This is a genomic window from Bacillus sp. R45 (assembly GCF_021729365.1).
Lineage (GTDB): Bacteria > Bacillota > Bacilli > Bacillales > Bacillaceae > Bacillus > Bacillus velezensis.
Genome location: NZ_CP091421.1, coordinates 2,394,101 through 2,409,266 on the forward strand (window position 1 = coordinate 2,394,101; position 15,166 = coordinate 2,409,266).

Genomic DNA, 15,166 nt, shown 5'->3' on the forward strand with positions numbered 1-15,166 from the left:
ATCCCTTGTACAAAAGAATTTTTCTGTGCTTTAACAAGTTAATCCGCCGTCTATTGCCATTGTCTGTCCGGTCATAAAGGACGATTCAGGAGAAAGCAGAAAACGAACGAGTCCGGTCATATCGTCTGTTTCGCCTAAACGCCCCATCGGCGTCCTTCTGATAATCTGCGATTTTTGTTTTTCCGGCATATTTTTCGTCATATCGGTGTCCACAAAACCGGGCGCAAGTGAATTGACACGGATTCCTTTGGACCCGAGCTCCCTGGCCAGGCTTCGCGTCAAGCCGTCAAGAGCCGCTTTGGATGCGCTGTAGACTGAAGTGCCTTTAAATCCTCTTGAACCGATAATGGAGCTTATGTTAACGATTGATCCGGAATTTTGTTTCAGCATGACCCGGGAAACGTTTCGGGTCAGCTTGATGACTGAACCGATATTCAGATTGAGGATGCGGTCAATGTCTTCATCATTGGTCAGGGGCAGCAGCTGATCAAGGTTCAAACCGGCGTTATTGACCAAGCCGTCTATTCTGGAAAACTTGCGGTATACTTGAAGAACAAACTGTTTCATGGCGGCATCATCCGCCGCATCCGCCGCTTCCCAATAAAAGCGGTCACGGTACTTTTCACTCTCTCTCAATGTGTTAATAAAATCAGATTCACTGCGGCTGAAAGCGGCTACTTTGTAATTCTCATCCAAAAGCGCCTGTACAATCGCTTTTCCGAGCCCCCGGCTACCTCCGCTGACGACCGCTACTTTTCCGTTATTCATATTTGCCTCCTGTTTTACACGTTTCTTATTTTTTTAAATCGGTCATTAGACAGTTTCCGATCTGTAACAGAGATGATCTGCGGTATCTGATATGGCTGCAGCTTCTGTCTGCAATGAGCTACGGCCCGCTTTCTGAAAGATTTGATATCTTCCTCTTTTTCAAGTACGGCCTCTGCCGCGACAATCTCGCCCGTAATCGGATTTTTTCGGCCCGTTATGAGAACATCCCGGACATTCGGTATCTCCAGAAAGACGCTTTCCACCTCTGCCGGAAACACTTTCTCTCCGCCCACATTAATGATTTCACTCTTTCTTCCGAGAATTCTTATATATTCGCCGTCTGTTTCCACCTGGTCACCGGTGTCGTACCAGCCGTCTTCATCGAAAGGTGAGGGTGCGTTTAAATAGCCGAGCATCGCCGACTCAGAACGGACCCAAAGCGTGCCTCCGGTAATTTTGGTCTCTGTTCCGGCACCGCCTACTTTCATCCAAGTGGATTGGCTGTCTTTTGATTTCGTTGAGAATATACCCAGTTCAGTTAATCCGTATGTTTGTTTCAGCCGTACATCCGGAAACAGCCGGTGAATGCCGCGCAGCGTTGATTGGGGCATCGGTTCTGTGCCGTAAGTGATCAGCTGGAGTGAAGACAGGTTATAGCCGGCATCCGCCTTGGACATCAGCAGCATGTTTAAAAAAGTAGGGGTGGCGGGGAGCACTTGGACAGCATATTTGTCGACCGCCTGATAAACGGACTCCGGCGTTCTGCTGTCTGATGTGACGATCGTTCCCCCGTTAAACAGAATCGCAAACAGCGTATTAATGCCGCCTATATGATCCAATTTCAGAAAAATGAGCGTACGCAGCGGTTTTCTCTTCGCCGTTTTGTATTTTTCAAGCAGCCGGCCGGCGCTTAACACGGATGCTTTGCTTTTGCCGGAGGTTCCCGATGTGAAAATAATAATGCCTGACTCCCCTTTCTCGCGCAGGTCATCAAGCAGAGGGTGAGAGGCGCTTTCAGAACCTTCACGAAGCGTCCAGCTGTCATTTTCATTTATTTCAATGATTTGATTCACTTTCGCGTCTTCAAACATATCGAGATGCTTTTCCCTTGATTCATTGCTGAGAGGGACAACGATATTTCGGTTTAACAAAAGCGCCATCAGCAAAAAAATGGCGTTCGGGGAATAATCCCCGATAAGCGCCACACATTCTCCTTCACGTATTCCGTTTTGTTCAAGTTCTTTCTGAAAAAAGCTGATTCGTGTCAGCAAATCATCATACGTAAAAGTCTGCCCTTTAAAAATGAGAAACTCACTGTCCTGCGTTTCCCTAAGCTTATCAGTCACCCAGCTGATATCTCCCCTGCTTTCTGTTTTCATGATTGAGCACTGTCCATGTATTTTTGATAAATATCACAAATGCTGCCGACGGTTGTAATGCTGGAAATCGTTTCTCCTTGGGAAAAAGGATCCACTCCGGTTTCCATCTCCATCTGTGCGACTAATTGAGCGATATCCAGTGATGAGAAGCCCAGATCCTCTATGACTCTCACATCATCTCCCGCTTCGACGGCCCGATATGACTGCTGTTCTTGAATATCCTGAATAATTTGAGCGATGATCTGCTTCATTTCCTTGGTTTGTTCCATTTGCTTTCAGCTCCATTCTTCATTTTATAAACTTCTGATGACCCGTTTATAATCCGGAATATGATCTTGTGAAGAGGTCGGCACCGCCAGCAGCTTATCCACCTTGGAAATGGCCAGCAATGTATGATTCCTTTTCATATAGACTTCAATCTGATAGCTGATTTTCGCCACTGAGATCATACCGAGGGACTCACCGTGAAAGTCGGGATCGCATTCTTCAATGTGTCCCGTCATATAAATATCAAGCTCTTCATCTGCAAAACAATTTCCGTAATAATACGTCTCTCTTTCAAGCAAAAATAAATGCCGCGCGATTGAAACCGGAAAACCCGGCTTCGACCGGCGCGTCATCCATTCAAATTCCGCCGCATCCATTATCTTGCTGAATTTCGCAAACACCATGGCATGCCCCGGCGCAGCATCCTGATCAACAGGAACCCGATATGAAACGGGGTCCGCTGTTTTGAGGTTTCCCGGCTTCATACCGAAAGCGTCCGTTCTGACTTTCTTTGACCGCATCAGCGCGTAAGGCGGCTTGGCTAGCTTAGAAAGTTCCGCAATACATTCAGCCTTCGGCGCTGAGACTTTGCGCGTCGAACCTTCTGTTTGTGTGACGTCAACGACAATTAAACTATTGGCTTTCATAGAAGGAAACCGTCCCCGGTCCCACTCGCTTTTATCAGAGCTGACCGCTCCTTTCGGCCCGAACAAATAATCAGATTCTAATATGGTTTCTCCAAACCGGGAGATATCGACTCCGACGGAAACCTCGTCCCATAATCGGTACTGATCAAGAGGCTTATCTGAAGGAACTTTGAGATGTGTCATAAAATAAGCCGGATACAAAATCAGCCCTTGGTGATCGGCCATCTGATCAGGCCGGAATCCCGTTCCGTCCGTTAAATGGTGACTGTGTGCATTGCCGAATAACAGCAGCAGCGCGTACTCATTCAAATTCCCTAATCCGACATGGCTCATCGTTAATTCATGATTTTCAATCAGCATGGTAGTCCTCCGCAGAAAAAATGTAATGTCTGGTCATACTCAGCCTGTAATCGATACCAGCCTTTGCGCAAGAAGGCCGGCTGTTTCTTCCATGAGCTGTTTGCCGATCAAGTCGACATGCCTGTTTCTCCAATTTTCAAGAGGGGTTCCTTTCACCCATTGATTAAACGCGCCGAGCGCAGGGCCGCAATGAATTTGGTAATCTATTTTACTTTCGCTTTTTCCTTCCAGAGCGAGCCTCGTCGTATGGGAAAAATACCATTTAAATACCATCGCCATTTTGTGTTTCGGATTCTGTTCGGCTTTGGCGATCTGTTCAGGAGATTTATCACGTTTCAACTGCTCATACACTTCCTCAAAACTGCGCTGGAAATACTTATCTTCAATTAATGTTTTCGTTTTTTCATCTATTTCATCTAAAGAATTGTATTGTCTGTACAAGTCAAAGAGTTTATTGGCTCTTGCCGGGAAAAACAGGCCTTTTTTCAGCACCTGCACCCTTGCTCCCGCTTCAAACATATCTCCCGCGGGAGCGTATGACGTATCCTGCACGTTCGCTTCCTGAAGCAGATCTTTCACTGAATCACTTGTCCCGGCTTCGACCGTGCATTGATTAATAGAACCGGTTCCGATAAATTCGGCGCCGAGCAGAAACGCGGCAGCAGCCGCTTCCGGAGTGCCGATGCCGCCCGCTGCGCCGATTCTTACTTTTTTCGCATAACCGTGCTTCTCCATCATGCGGTCTCTGAGTCTGATCATGGCAGGCATTAATGTATACGGAATCCCTTGGTCGGTATGCCCTCCTGAATCCGCTTCAACGCAAATGTCATCAGCCATCGGAATTTCTTTTGCAAGCGCCGCTTCCCCGGCTGTCAGCCGATTGTCAGACACAAGTCTTTCCAGCACATGAGCCGGAGCCGGATTCAGAAAGGCCTCAGCGACTTCAGGCCGGGATACTTTCGCGATGATTCTGTTTTGGACTGACACCGACCCGTCATGATTTCTGCTTAATCCCTTTGCCCTGTATATCACGAGAGCCGGGGTTATGCCCATAAATGCCGATGCTTCAATAAGGTGAATGCCGTTTTTTAAATATAAATCTATCATTCTGACTTCCTTGTCAGGTGACATCATATGATGAAGAAGATTCATTCCGAATGTTTCCCCTTGCCGCAGTGCAGACCGGATGGTTCCGATGGCCTGTCCGATCCGTTCGATACTCAATCCGCCCGTTCCGAAAAAGCCCAGCATTCCCGCTTTTGCCGCTTTAATGACCATCTGTTCCGAAGCAATTCCCCTGTACATGGAGCCCGTCATGTAAGCATATTGGATGTTATAATCTTTTTTAAAATCTTCGTTCCCTAATCTCATTCCCGCCGTTTTTTGGGAATCAGCTGCCGATGCTTTAACATCAGCAGTATCAGACTCTTCTTTCGGCATAGGTAATGGGACGGCATCTTTTTTAATCTGCCTCGTCAGTTTTGTCAGCACTTCCCCGGGCCCGACTTCTGCAATTTCATTATTTTCAAGTCCTATCAGACGGCGTATCGTGTCCGTCCACTTTACCTGATTGGTCATTTGCAAAGTCAGATTTGTTTTGATTTCATCATTCTTATAAGGTGCGGCATGAAGATTTGAGATCACCGGAAAACGAAGAGGCAAAAACGCCGTTTCTTCTAAATAATCCGCGAACTCTTTTTCAGCATCTTTCATATAGCGGGAATGGAAGGCGCCGCTCACATTTAAAGGAAGATACATTCTCACGCCGGCTTTTTCAAAGGCGGGGCCCGCTTTTTGAATGTCTTGTTTCGTTCCGGCGATCACAATTTGCGAAGGTGAATTGTGGTTAGCGATATCAATGCCGGTCAGATGATAATCGGATAGAACCTCTTTTACTTGTTCAGCCGTAAACCCCAAAACCGCCGCCATGCCTCCGGGAGCTGCCTTGCTCATGAGCTCCCCTCTTTTTTTCACAAGCTGCAAACCGGTCTTAAAATCAAAGCAGCCGGCCGCAAATAACGCATTATATTCTCCTAAACTGTGCCCTGCGGCGTAATCGGGCTCTCTGCCGGACTCTTTAATCTTCTTTAAATAACTGAGTGCACTTACCGTATATAACGCCGGCTGGGTAAATTGCGTTTTCCCCAGCTGATGATTCGGATCCTCCAGGCACAATTCTTCTATAGAGTAGCCTAATATGTCATCAGCCTGACGTGTCAGATCTTGAAATTCATCAAACAGCCCGGCTCCCATTCCTTTAAATTGAGAACCCTGCCCCGGGAACACAAACGTAAGCATCTTATCCTCATCCTTTCCCCATCGCCAATTTTGTACATCACATGTGGTTCTCCATACAAAAACGTCTCTTATTTCATATATTGACTGGTATAAACACCGCCATAAAAATAAAAACACAAACGCGTTTGCGATTCAGCACAGGTTTAAAAATCGCAAACGCATTGTGTTTTCCTTTTCTAACATAATTTATATTAAAACATCTTGCTTGTTTACTGAATGTTTCGCATGACAAGCTGCAGTGCCAATATGCCCGAAAACAGCCATGACGGCACACTTCTCCCTTATCATGTATATGTAGATATATACACTGCAATCATTTTTATAATCCCTATTTCCTCTTCAACGTGCCGAAACAGCGATTGAAATTTAATAGGTGCTTTACTTTAATTTAATAAATTTAACAAATAGTTGCTATTTAAAGAGAATAATATCAATTTATAGATAATAATGTCAAGGCTTTATTTCGTTATTTTCTGACATTTATTCCACAGTTTTATATTCGGTGGACAGTCGGCATAATTGTTTCGGGATAAATGTCAGATAATTCCCTGAACCCTTTTCATGTCAAAGAAAATTCATCGCCTCTCTGTCAATTGGGTCTATACTTATTTTTCATTTTCATATATTATGTAAAAAAAAGACGAATTAGAAAAATTTTTAATCACTTTAAATACTATCCATTAAATACTTTCTTTGTATAATAATTTCTTATTATTCTAAGGAGGATCCAGTCATGAAATGGTACGCACTTTTTGTAGAGTCGGGAAAAGAAGAAGCAGTTCAAAAATTTCTGCGTCTGCAGTTTGATGAGCAGGCTCTCTACTCAATCATACCCAAGAAAAAAGTCACAGAACGAAAAGCCGGAATTAAATACGAGGCACTCAAAAAGATGTTTCCGGGATATGTTCTGTTTAAAACAAAGATGACAGAGCGGACATTTCATAAAATCAAAGAACTCCCCATTTCATGCAGAATCGTGAATAACGGAGCATATTATTCCAAAGAGCGCAAAACCTATTTCACGACAATTAAGGATGAAGAAATCCTCCCTATTATCAGGCTGATCGGAGAAGGAGACACTGTAGATTATTCAAAAGTCTATATTGAAAATTCAAAAGTAACCGTTGCCTCAGGGCCTCTTAAAGGAATGGAAGGCATTATTAAAAAAATCGATAAAAGAAAAAGACGCGCCAAAATCTGCCTGTCTTTTATGGGGCTGGACAAAATGGTCAACGTCGGAATTGAAGTGCTCTCCAAACCCTAGCATTTCAAAAAAAGCATCAACAGCATGTGCCGTTGATGCCCTTTTTATATAAACAGACGAAAGCCCGACATCAAAATAACCCCGCTCACCATCGTCACGGTCAAATTTTTGTTTTCAAGGCATAGTTGACCTGAAGCCGGGCTGCGCCTATGAGACAAAATCACATTTAGGGGAATCATTTTAATCAAGAGCGGTGAATTGACGGTTGAGCTTCATGACGAAAAGCATGTGCTGACTTCGGGCGATGCCGCACAGTTATTTTCATTCCTCGGAACCGATGACATATTTATTGCTGGTCTATTATCCTGAACCGGCTTAAACGCATATCAGGCTTCTTCAGGCAGAAGCCTGATGGACCGCAACCCATTCTTGTATGCATTGAATCAGTTTCTGGACAGAAGGTGTCTGCGTCTCCTTTGCACGAGCTGTCAAAATGCCGAGCTGCCTGGAGACATACCGGTCGAACCGTTTGATGAGCACATCACCATCATTCACCAAAAGCTGCGGCAAGATGCTGATCCCCAGATTATTCCGCACCATTGCAATAATCGCTTCATCCCCTCTGATTTGATAAGCAACCCGCGGAGTGATCTTTTCTTCCTTTAACACTTTCAGCACATCAAAATGTGTCTCCGGATAAGGCACGATACATTTGACGGACTCCATGACATGTAACGGAACCGTTTCATATTGCGTCAATTCATGCTGCGGGCTCATCACCGCTACAATCGGGTCCTCGGCCAACGGGTAAAAATGCCACTTCTCGCTGTGGGATGTCCCAATCGCCGCATCAATCCGGTCATCTTTCAGCCATTGTTCCAGCTCAGTAGAATTTCCATCAAATAAATGCACCTTAATAGAAGGATACAGCTCATTAAATTCCCTCAAAATTTTCGGCAGCCATTTTACCGCCACGCTCGTAACAGTGCCGAGCCGGACTTCCCCTCTTTCTAACCCATTAATATTATCAACGGTTTGAGACAGTTTTTCATAGTTTTTTTGAATTTCCTTCATAATATGTAACACTTTCAAGCCATTTGCGGTGGGCCTCACTCCATGCCGCTGTCTGATCAAAAGCGGAAAACCGTACTCTTCCTCTAATTTACTGATCATTTGGCTGATGTTCGGCTGTGTGTAATTCAATATGGCAGCGGCTTGGGTCAGGCTGCCGCTTTCTACCGTTTTAATAAAGGCTAAATGCTTCTTTAAATCCAATCGGCTTCATCTCCCAGATATCATTCTTTATTATCCAATGCATTAGTTATATTTAGTTTACTTATACATCAATCAAAAATAAAATGGCAATGTCTCCATCATTATACTTGATAACAAACAGAAGGTGAGCGTTTCAGCATGAGTTTTCTCATTCAATTTTTTATCGGCGGCACCGTTATGGTGGCCACCGCGTATTTAAGCAAGTCGAAATACTTATTTTTATCAGGCGTTATCACATTGCTGCCGATCATGTCGTTACTGAATATTCACTTGCAGCTGAAAAATATGAGCCCCGACGATTTCAGAGCCGCTCAAAAAAACGGAATATTCGGTGCCTTCGGCGCAGTGATCTTCATCAGCAGTATTTTCATCCTGACAAACTGGATCAAAGGAGGCCACGCAGTCATCGGTGCGTTTCTCATCTATATTTGCTATATGATCGGCTGTAAATGCCTGTTATGAAGATACGGCCACGCTGTGTATAAAAAAATGCCCGTCCAGAACAATAAGAACGATCTGTTCAGTTGTGAGCAGTTTATATGACTGAATGATCATGAGTTGTTATAATCAATGTCTAAAAACATTCCGGGAGGCGAAATAAATGGCGAGAAAATTATTCACACCATGGACCGTTAAAGATGTAACGATCAAAAACCGTATTGTTATGGCACCGATGTGTATGTATTCCTCACATGAGAAGGACGGAAAACTGCAGCCTTTTCATATGGCGCACTACATATCGCGTGCAATCGGACAGGTCGGCCTGATTATCGTGGAAGCGACAGCCGTTAATCCTCAGGGGCGCATTTCCGATCAGGATTTGGGCATCTGGAGCGATGATCATATCGAAGGTTTTGCCAAACTGACGGAACAAGTGAAAGCGCAAGGATCTAAAATCGGCATTCAGCTTGCGCACGCCGGACGTAAAGCTGAGCTTGAGGGAGACATTTACGCTCCGTCAGCCATTCCGTTCGATGAGCAGTCCAAAACACCGGCTGAAATGACGACAGAACAAATTAAAGAAACCATTCAGGAATTCAAACAGGCAGCGGCGCGCGCGAAAGAAGCCGGCTTTGACATCATTGAACTTCATGCCGCACACGGCTACTTAATGCACGAATTTTTGTCCCCTCTGTCCAATCACCGTACAGACGAATACGGAGGCTCACATGAAAATCGCTACCGCTTCTTAGGCGAGACCATTGAAGCCGTCAAGGAAGTCTGGGACGGCCCGTTATTTGTCCGTATTTCTGCATCGGATTATACAGACAAAGGGCTGGACATTGCGGATCATATCGGTTTTGCGAAGTGGATGAAAGAACAGGGAGTCGACCTCATTGATTGCAGCTCAGGCGCACTCGTTCAAGCTGATATTAACGTCTTCCCCGGCTACCAAGTGAGCTTCGCGGAGAAAATCCGTGAACAGGCCGAAATTGCAACAGGCGCCGTCGGTTTGATAACGACGGGAACAATGGCCGAAGAAATTCTGCAAAACAACCGCGCTGACCTTATTTTTGTCGCGAGAGAACTTCTCCGCGATCCGCACTTTGCAAGGAGTGCAGCGAAGCAGCTGAATACTGAAATACCGTCACCGGTCCAATACGACAGAGCATGGTGATGAAATGACAGCCGGAGTTTTTCGATCCGGCTGTCTCTTTTTTTATTTTTCGAGAAACGATTGCCGAAGCTTCTCCGTCTTCCCTATAGAACCAATTAGAGGAGATGACTCCAATGAAAGCAGCATGGATGGAAAGGACATATCTGATTGACGGGTGTCCGTTTTATACGAAACACCGTAAAGGTGCCGGCGAAGTGACGATCGTCTTTGAAGCCGGCTACGGCACTTCTTCTGAAACATGGACATCATTACTCGCTGACATAGATGAAGAATTTGGGGTTTTCACATATGACAGAGCCGGAATCGGCAAAAGCGGACGAAGCCGAAACAAGAGAACGGCGGACCATATGGTACAGGAATTAAACGCTCTTCTTCTGAAGGCCGGCGTCAAGCCTCCTTACCTTGTCGTCTCGCATTCATACGGCACGATTATCAGCAGACTTTGGGCGAGCCGGAACCGCCGGGATATTCTCGGGATGGTGCTGCTTGATCCGGTTTCTGAGGATCAGGAGACGAAAGTGCTTCCGCTTCTTCCCGAAGAAATGAAGGCCGCCTATTTGAAACAGTTCAAATTGGAAGGATCACACGCGGAATTTTTAACGAGCCTTAGGCAGATCAAGCATCAGCAGATTCACTTCGGCGATATGCCGCTGTTGATTTTATCATCGGGAGAGCGGGATGAGCGCTTAAAGCACGCTCATGAACAATGGGTGAAACTGCACAGAAGCATGCTTGATGTCTCTTATCAAAGCGGATGGATTCAGGCCAAAAACAGTTCTCATGCCATTCATCACGATGAACCGCACATCGTCCACCTTGCCATTTATGATGTTTGGTGCGCGGTGCGCCAGCAAATGAATGCTCCTGCCTATCAGGCGGTAAACTGATAAAACAAAAGCCATTGTGCAACGGCACAATGGCTTTTGTTATCGTGATCTATTTGGTCTCACGATGCAAAGTATACTTTTTCAACCGGGGTGAATACTTTTTCATTTCTAACCGGTCCGGATTCGTCCGTTTGTTCTTCGTCGTGATATAATTTCTGTCCCCTGTCTCTGTACAGGCCAATGTAACATTCACACGCATCATTTTCACCCCTTATACAAATCGTAATTATTACGTTTTATTATATCTCATCAGAAAAAAATGTCAAGCGTCTATTTTTTAAGACCGCTCCACAGTGACCTCCATGAAGTCAAATGCGATCTTACTGTTTTCAAATACCGCTTTCGCCTCATGTTCGAGACGCTCTATCGGCGATTCACCCTGATACCTTGCGCTGATATGAGTTAAGATCAGCTGTTTGGCGCCTGCTTTTTTTGCCGTTTGCGCAGCCTGTTCTGTCGTCGCGTGATAATAATTATGTGCGAGCTTTGCATCTTCCTTGGCAAACGTCGCTTCATGAACAAGCACATCCGCATTGCGCGCAAGCTCCGTTACCCGCTCTGATGCCCTCGTATCCCCGGAAAAAGCGACGATTCTCCCTTTTTTCGGGGATTCCAGAAAATCCCGCCCGTTAATGATTCTGCCATCGTCAAGTGTGACCGTTTCGCCTTTTTTGAGTTTCTGATAGACGGGTCCGGGCGGGATATTCATTTCTTTCAATCTGCCGGCCTGCAATGCGCCGGGAATATCCTTTTCCTGAACCCGGTAGCCGAACGCTTCCACACCGTGAATGACGGATGCTGCGGTAACAATGAAGTGCTCATCTTCAAAAACCGTCCCCTCTTCGATTTCATGTACGGTAAGAGGATACGTCAGATGAGTCGCCGTCACGTTCAGGCTTGTTTCGATAAAGGCTTTAATGCCTTTTGGCCCGTAAATCGTCAGCTCTTCTTCACCGCCCTGAAATGAACGGCTCCCCAACAGACCCGGAAGACCGTAAACATGGTCGCCATGAAGGTGGGTGATGAAAATCTTTTCTATTTTCCTCGGTTTGATTGTTGTATGTAATATCTGATGCTGAGTGGCTTCTCCGCAATCAAACAGCCATACGGAACGCCTTTCTTCAAGAAGCTTCAGCGCGACGGACGTTACGTTTCTCGTCTTTGCCGGCATGCCGGCCCCCGTCCCTAAAAATAATAATTCCACAATGCTTCCTCCTAGATCTTTGTACTACTAAGGATACAGGATCAGACTGAAAATGTGAATTCACCCGGGCCTTCTCCGGCCTGATTAATTTTTTTCCGCAAACCGCAAAAAACAGGCTGAAATGTTTGCTTTCAATGAATTTTAGATTTAAAATGAAGGAAATATGCGGGGTTTTAAACCATGCTTCAGATAAAGTGAGGTACTCTAAGTGAAAACAAACGACAAACCAAAAGCAGTAATTGTAATATTTGGTGCCACAGGGGATTTGGCAAAACGAAAACTTTACCCATCCATTCACCGTTTATATAAAAATGGTCAAATTGGTGAAGAGTTTGCAGTTGTAGGTGTTGGAAGAAGACCTTGGTCAAACGAGGACCTCCGGGAAACGGTTAAAACGTCTGTTTCTTCTGCCGGGCAAAAAGACATAGACGATTTCACATCTCATTTTTATTACCATCCGTTTGATGTAACGAATCCGGGTTCCTATCAGGAGCTGAATGTCCTGCTTGATCAGCTTGAACATACATATGAAATCCCGAACAACAGAATGTTTTACTTGGCGATGGCTCCTGAGTTTTTCGGCACGATCGCAAAATCACTTAAAAACGAAGGTGTCACAGCGACAAATGGCTGGTCCCGTCTCGTCATTGAAAAACCGTTCGGCCATGACCTGCCGAGTGCGAAAGAGCTTAACAAAGAAATACGCGAAGCTTTCACGGAAGATCAAATTTACCGGATCGACCATTACTTAGGCAAACAAATGGTTCAAAATATCGAAGTCATCCGGTTTGCGAATGCGCTGTTTGAGCCGCTGTGGAATAACCGCTACATCTCAAACATCCAGATTACGTCAAGTGAGGATCTCGGCGTTGAAGACCGCGCGAGATATTATGAAAAATCAGGCGCACTCCGTGATATGGTCCAAAACCATATTTTGCAAATGGTCGCTCTCTTGGCGATGGAACCGCCGATTAAACTGAACACGGAAGAAATCCGCAGCGAAAAAGTGAAGGTGCTGAGAGCTCTCCGCCCTGTCGCTCCAAACGAAGTGAGTGACTACTTCGTCCGCGGACAATACCAAGCGGGAACGATTGACGGAAACTCTGTACCAAGCTATACAGATGAGCATAATGTAGCACCGGATTCCAATACGGAAACATTCGTGTCCGGAAAGCTGTTAATCGATAACTTCCGCTGGGCCGGCGTTCCGTTTTATATCCGCACAGGGAAACGGATGAAAGAAAAATCAACGAAAATCGTCGTTCAATTTAAAGACATTCCGATGAACCTTTATTACGGCAATGAAACGAATGTAAATCCGAACCTGCTTGTCATCCATATTCAGCCGGATGAAGGCATCACACTATATCTGAACGCTAAAAAATTAGGCGGAGCCGCTCATGCTCAGCCGATTAAGCTGGACTACTGCAGCAACTGCAGTGATGAAATGAACACACCGGAAGCCTATGAAAAATTAATCCATGACTGTCTGCTCGGTGATGCGACAAACTTTGCCCATTGGGACGAAGTGGCGCTTTCCTGGAATTTCGTCGATGCGATTTCCGAAACGTGGGCAGCCGACAAAACCCTTTCTCCGAATTATGAAGCAGGGTCAATGGGACCGAAAGCTTCGGACGATCTTCTTGAAAAAGACGGTCTCCACTGGTGGAATATATAAGAAAAAATTTAAAAACCGCGGCGCCGTTCATGACGGCCCGCGGTTTTTAATATCAGAAAAGCCCCCGCAATCAATGCGGGGGCTTCTTCATTACTTCATCCATTCAGTATGGAAAATGCCTTCTTTATCTGTGCGTTCATACGTATGCGCGCCGAAGTAATCACGCTGCGCTTGAATCAAGTTTGCAGGAAGCACTGCCGTACGGTAGCTGTCGTAATATGCAAGTGCGCTTGAGAACGAAGGTACCGGCACGCCTTGGGCTACGGCAAGTGAAATCACTTGGCGAAGAGCGCCTTGGTAGCTTTCTGCAATGTTTTTGAAGTAGCTGTCTAACAGCAGGTTGTCAAGCTCCGGTTCACGGTCATATGCGTCTTTGATCTTTTGCAGGAACGCCGCGCGGATGATACAGCCGCCGCGGAAGATCATCGCGATTTCACCGTATTTCAGATCCCAGTTATATTCTTCAGACGCGGCTTTCATTTGAGCGAAGCCTTGTGCGTAAGAACAGATTTTACTCATGAAGAGCGCTTTTCTGACCGCTTCAATCAGCTCTTCTTTATTTTCAGTGACCGGCTTAACGTCTGGTCCGGACAGAAGGCCGCTTGCTTTCACACGCTCTTCTTTCATTGCGGAAATGAAACGCGCAAAAACAGATTCAGTGATAATCGGAAGCGGCACGCCTAAGTCAAGAGCGCTTTGGCTTGTCCATTTACCCGTTCCTTTTTGGCCTGCTTTATCAAGGATGACGTCAACTAGCGGTTTGCCCGTTTCTTCATCTTTTTTAGTGAAAATATCAGCCGTGATTTCGATCAGATAGCTGTCAAGCTCTCCTTTGTTCCACTCAGCGAATACTTCGTGAAGCTCTTCGGCAGACAATCCGAGCACCTGTTTCAAAATGAAATATGACTCAGAGATCAGCTGCATATCACCGTATTCGATACCGTTGTGCACCATTTTCACATAGTGTCCCGCTCCGTCCGGGCCGATGTATGTCGTACAAGCTTCCCCGTCCACTTTAGCAGAAATGGCTTCTAAAATCGGTTTTACGAGTTCGTGCGCTTCCTTTTGGCCGCCCGGCATAATAGAAGGCCCTTTCAGCGCTCCCTCTTCACCGCCTGATACACCCGTTCCGATAAAGTGAATGCCGCTTTCGGCAAGCTCTTTGTTCCGGCGCTGTGTATCTTTATAGTATGTATTTCCGCCGTCAATCAAAATATCGTCTTTTTCCAGATGAGGAAGAAGAGATTGAATCGTCGCATCCGTTGCAGTTCCCGCTTTAACCATTAATAAAATTTTACGGGGTGTTTCAAGAGACTGGACAAACTCCTCAATGCTGTATGTACCGACAACATTTTTACCTTTTGCCTCTTCTAAAAACTCTTCCGTTTTGCTGCTTGATCTGTTGTATACAGACACAGAAAATCCCCGGCTTTCGATGTTAAGAGCCAGATTTTTACCCATTACCGCAAGACCGATAACTCCGATTTGTTGTTTTGACATATTCTAACGTCCCTTCTTCAAACGTTTAACCATTTTAAAATTTAAATTAAAATAAAATGATATTTATACTAAAGAAATTAT

14 protein-coding genes are annotated in these 15,166 nt (G+C 45.4%); 5 read left to right on the top strand and 9 right to left on the bottom strand.

The window, feature by feature from the left end; translation table 11 throughout:
* Positions 1–30: 30 nt before the first annotated feature.
* The 5 genes from L3V45_RS11575 to fabD are packed head-to-tail and all read right to left on the bottom strand — an operon-like array spanning position 31 to position 5,719.
* Entirely contained in the window at positions 31–768 is a 738-nt protein-coding gene (locus L3V45_RS11575; RefSeq protein WP_003153268.1) for an SDR family oxidoreductase, read from the bottom strand.
* Between the two features lie 14 nt (positions 769–782).
* A complete protein-coding gene (locus tag L3V45_RS11580) occupies positions 783–2,147 on the bottom strand; it encodes a long-chain fatty acid--CoA ligase (protein WP_003153266.1) in 1,365 nt (454 codons plus the stop codon).
* Entirely contained in the window at positions 2,144–2,416 is a 273-nt protein-coding gene (locus L3V45_RS11585; protein ID WP_003153264.1) for an acyl carrier protein, read from the bottom strand. The genes L3V45_RS11580 and L3V45_RS11585 overlap by 4 nt, the downstream gene beginning before the upstream one ends.
* Before the next feature lie 24 nt (positions 2,417–2,440).
* Positions 2,441–3,421 (bottom strand): LnmK family bifunctional acyltransferase/decarboxylase, encoded by a 981-nt coding sequence (locus L3V45_RS11590; RefSeq protein ID WP_003153260.1) that lies wholly within the window; start codon positions 3,419–3,421, stop codon positions 2,441–2,443.
* A 39-nt stretch (positions 3,422–3,460) separates the two neighbouring features.
* Positions 3,461–5,719 (bottom strand): ACP S-malonyltransferase, encoded by a 2,259-nt coding sequence (fabD, locus tag L3V45_RS11595; RefSeq protein ID WP_079004979.1) that lies wholly within the window; start codon positions 5,717–5,719, stop codon positions 3,461–3,463.
* A 733-nt stretch (positions 5,720–6,452) separates the two neighbouring features.
* Between fabD and loaP the strand changes: the two genes are divergently transcribed.
* Complete coding sequence (loaP, locus tag L3V45_RS11600; protein WP_003153257.1) at positions 6,453–6,983, top strand: antiterminator LoaP; 531 nt, start codon at positions 6,453–6,455, stop codon at positions 6,981–6,983.
* A gap of 336 nt (positions 6,984–7,319) precedes the next feature.
* On the opposite strand, the gene L3V45_RS11605 is transcribed toward loaP, so the two are convergent.
* Positions 7,320–8,198 carry a LysR family transcriptional regulator gene (locus L3V45_RS11605; RefSeq protein ID WP_236837007.1) on the bottom strand — a complete coding sequence of 293 codons (879 nt, stop codon included), beginning with the start codon at positions 8,196–8,198 and terminating at the stop codon, positions 7,320–7,322.
* Positions 8,199–8,336: 138 nt separating this feature from the next.
* On the opposite strand from L3V45_RS11605, the gene L3V45_RS11610 reads away from it, so the two are divergent.
* From L3V45_RS11610 to L3V45_RS11620, 3 genes are all read left to right on the top strand, one after another.
* Entirely contained in the window at positions 8,337–8,660 is a 324-nt protein-coding gene (locus tag L3V45_RS11610) for a GlpM family protein (RefSeq protein WP_236837008.1), read from the top strand.
* Positions 8,661–8,799: 139 nt separating this feature from the next.
* Positions 8,800–9,816: an NADPH dehydrogenase NamA gene (namA, locus tag L3V45_RS11615; RefSeq protein WP_003153250.1), complete on the top strand. Its 1,017-nt coding sequence runs from the start codon at positions 8,800–8,802 to the stop codon at positions 9,814–9,816.
* A 113-nt stretch (positions 9,817–9,929) separates the two neighbouring features.
* Positions 9,930–10,703 (top strand): alpha/beta fold hydrolase, encoded by a 774-nt coding sequence (locus tag L3V45_RS11620; protein ID WP_007408397.1) that lies wholly within the window; start codon positions 9,930–9,932, stop codon positions 10,701–10,703.
* 49 nt (positions 10,704–10,752) lie between these two features.
* Here L3V45_RS11620 and rpmG read toward each other — a convergent pair whose 3' ends face one another.
* Both rpmG and rnz read right to left on the bottom strand, forming a co-directional pair.
* The gene (rpmG, locus tag L3V45_RS11625) at positions 10,753–10,902 is read right to left on the bottom strand and encodes a 50S ribosomal protein L33 (RefSeq protein WP_003153246.1); all 150 of its coding nucleotides are present in this window, start codon (positions 10,900–10,902) and stop codon (positions 10,753–10,755) included.
* A gap of 78 nt (positions 10,903–10,980) precedes the next feature.
* On the bottom strand, positions 10,981–11,907 hold the full coding sequence (rnz, locus tag L3V45_RS11630; protein WP_003153244.1) for a ribonuclease Z: 927 nt from the start codon (positions 11,905–11,907) through the stop codon (positions 10,981–10,983).
* 208 nt (positions 11,908–12,115) lie between these two features.
* On the opposite strand from rnz, the gene zwf reads away from it, so the two are divergent.
* Positions 12,116–13,585 carry a glucose-6-phosphate dehydrogenase gene (gene zwf, locus L3V45_RS11635; RefSeq protein WP_003153243.1) on the top strand — a complete coding sequence of 490 codons (1,470 nt, stop codon included), beginning with the start codon at positions 12,116–12,118 and terminating at the stop codon, positions 13,583–13,585.
* A 90-nt stretch (positions 13,586–13,675) separates the two neighbouring features.
* Here zwf and gndA read toward each other — a convergent pair whose 3' ends face one another.
* Positions 13,676–15,085, bottom strand: a complete 1,410-nt coding sequence (gene gndA / locus L3V45_RS11640; protein ID WP_003153241.1) for an NADP-dependent phosphogluconate dehydrogenase — start codon at positions 15,083–15,085, stop codon at positions 13,676–13,678.
* Positions 15,086–15,166: the final 81 nt, after the last annotated feature.